2 protein-coding genes and 1 pseudogene are annotated in these 2,496 nt (G+C 70.7%); all 3 read left to right on the top strand.

The window, feature by feature from the left end; all coding sequences use genetic code 11:
- The coding region (locus ASD06_RS19100) for a hypothetical protein (RefSeq protein ID WP_200941888.1) at positions 1-262 on the top strand (262 nt) is incomplete at its 5' end.
- A gap of 291 nt (positions 263-553) precedes the next feature.
- Positions 554-754 (top strand): hypothetical protein, encoded by a 201-nt coding sequence (locus ASD06_RS18775; RefSeq protein ID WP_157371519.1) that lies wholly within the window; start codon positions 554-556, stop codon positions 752-754.
- Between the two features lie 449 nt (positions 755-1,203).
- Positions 1,204-2,496: pseudogene (locus ASD06_RS18770) on the top strand (hypothetical protein); the annotation flags it as partial.

Genomic DNA, 2,496 nt, shown 5'->3' with positions numbered 1-2,496 from the left:
CAACACCGTCCCATCCACCGGACCCGTCGACGACGCACCCGGCTTACCCGAGCTGGTGGTCGTGGTGGACGGCGCAGGCGCGGTGGTCGTGGTGGAGGGCGCAGGCGCGGTGGTCGTGGTGGACGGCGCGGGCGCAGTGGTGGTGGTGGACGGCGCAGGCGCAGTGGTGGTGCTGGACGGAGACGGCGTCGAGGACGTGGTCGGTGAGGACGGGGCCGTGCTGTGGCGCACGTCCAACATGACACCGAACGCCCTCTGCTGATGTGTGGCGGCCGACCACGTGCTCAGGGGTGTACCACCGGGGTTCCTGCCCAGGAAACCGCCCGCCTGCGAGGTGGAGTAGACGGCGGCTGAGGCAGAGTCCTGCGGCACGAGGGCTGCGACGTACCGACCGGCGGCGGTGACGGGACGGCTGAGGGGCAGGTCGATGCGACCCACCGGCCTTCCCGCCTTCACCAGGACCGCCGGCCCACTGACGACCAGCTTGGCGGGGCGGCCGGAGCTGTCGGTGGTGTATACGGCGGGACGCAGGCGCTGGTCGGTCCGGCCGCCCTTGACCCAGCCGAGCACCGACACGGCAGTCGAGCTGCTGGCGACATTGGTGGTCATCCCCACGCTGGTGGAGGGCCGCAGCGTGAGCCAGGTGGCGGTCGCGCTGGCGGGCGCCACGTGGTCTGTCGAGGACGTCGGGCCACTGACCGCGGCGGCGACGCCCAGGCTGGCCGCGAGACCGACGGCAGTCGCCGCCGAGTAGATCTTCGCGCGACGTCGGTGACGGCCGGGCAGGTGGAATCGAGGTGAGGCGAAGTGCATGGTTCTCCGATCGATCACTCAAGGGAGGTGAGAGCGGTCCGCATCCCCCTGCGTGACCACAGCTGCCGGCGCTGGTGGGTGGTGCCGGCTCACTGCCGCGCAGGCACCGAACGGGTGGGCTCGGTGGCGCGCTCCGGAGAGAGTACTAGTTATTTCGAACTAGTTACCAACCCGTCGTACCTGAGCGGTTACTCATGGTGCTCGTGTGACCAATGTGATTTCGTGCTCACGTCCGCGCCTTGCCGCGCTGCTGGTCACGCTCGGATAGCAGGGCATCACGTCCCGTAAGACTTCGTTAAGCATCTCACCACCCGTTCAGGCTAGTCAGTGGTGGTCGCTGCGCCCCGACGTTCAGAGGGTCACACCACTCCCTCACGTCGGAGGATCTCGATGCCCACGGCGACCTCGTCGACTCGGTCCGCAGGCGCTCGTGCGCTGGTCCGATCACAGCTGACCACCCTGCTGCTCGCCGCCGCGCTCGTCGCCGCGCTGTTCGCCGCTCCGGCGCACACCAGCCGTTCGGCCACTCGAGGCGCAGCCGCCCCGAGCACGCGAGGCCCGGCCACGACACAGACGATCGACGCCTCGCTCGTCGCCTCCCGACGTGCACCCAGCTACCGCAAGGTCGGGTCGCCGTTGAAGGTGCGCAAGCGCATCGTCATCAGGTCGATCAAGGTGAAGGTCAAGGGCACCTCTCGGGCCCAGCGCGTGGTCCCTGCGCTGTACACCATGACGGCCAGCGGCCGGCCCGGCCGCCTGGTGGTCAAGGGCCGCTCCTTCGTCGTCCGCGCTCACCAGAAGGCGCGATGGGTCACCGTGCCGACCGCACGACGCACGCTGGCTCCCGGCCGCTACGTCGTCGCTGCCATGGCGCACACGACCAAGACGCCCGCTGTCTACTCCGTACGCAGCAGCGCTCGCAGCAGCCTGCGCAGCTACGTCGCGGCCAACCGGGCGACCGTCCCGACGACCACCTGGGGCGCGGTGCACCGCACCGCGCGGCGCTACAGCCTGACGATCGGCTACACCGCGGCCCCGCAGCCGACCTCGTACTGGGGCGCCGCCAGCTACGGCAGCAAGTACGGCATGCGCTTCGACCTGCCCTCGGGGTCCGTCGGCACCGCGGTGCAGGTCGGGGCCACTGGAGGCGGCGTCGATCAATGGTGGGTGCCTGCGGTCTACCGCACGAGCTCTGGCCGCCCGACCACGCTGGTGTCGAGCGGGCCCGCCGTCCGCGTACCGGCTGGCGCACCAGCTGGCGTGGTGCAGATGACGCTCAGCACCCCGGTGACGTCGCCTGGCACCTACGTGGTGGCGATCGTCCCCAAGACGACCGGTGACGCGCGGCTGTATGTCACCACCACGAGGTCCGGCGGGGTGTCGGGCGCGAACCGGGCGTCGTACCCCACGAGCACCTGGGGCAGCGCCTCGACTTCTGCCAGGTGGTATTCGCTGACCCTGGCGACGTCCAAGCCTGCAGTGACCACGACGCCCACGCCCACGCCGTCGCCGACGACCACGGCGCCCACGCCCACGCCGACGCCGACGACCACGGCGCCCACCCCCACGCCGACGACCACGGCGCCCACCCCCACACCGACGACCACGACCACGGCGCCGACGACCACCAGCTCGGGTAAGCCGGGTGCGTCGTCGACGGGTCCGGTGGATGGGACGGTGTTG

The sequence above is a fragment of the Angustibacter sp. Root456 genome (assembly GCF_001426435.1).
Classification (GTDB): domain Bacteria; phylum Actinomycetota; class Actinomycetes; order Actinomycetales; family Angustibacteraceae; genus Angustibacter.
The sequence above is the reverse complement of the archived record's forward strand: the minus strand, read 5'-3'. Positions and strand labels throughout refer to the sequence as shown.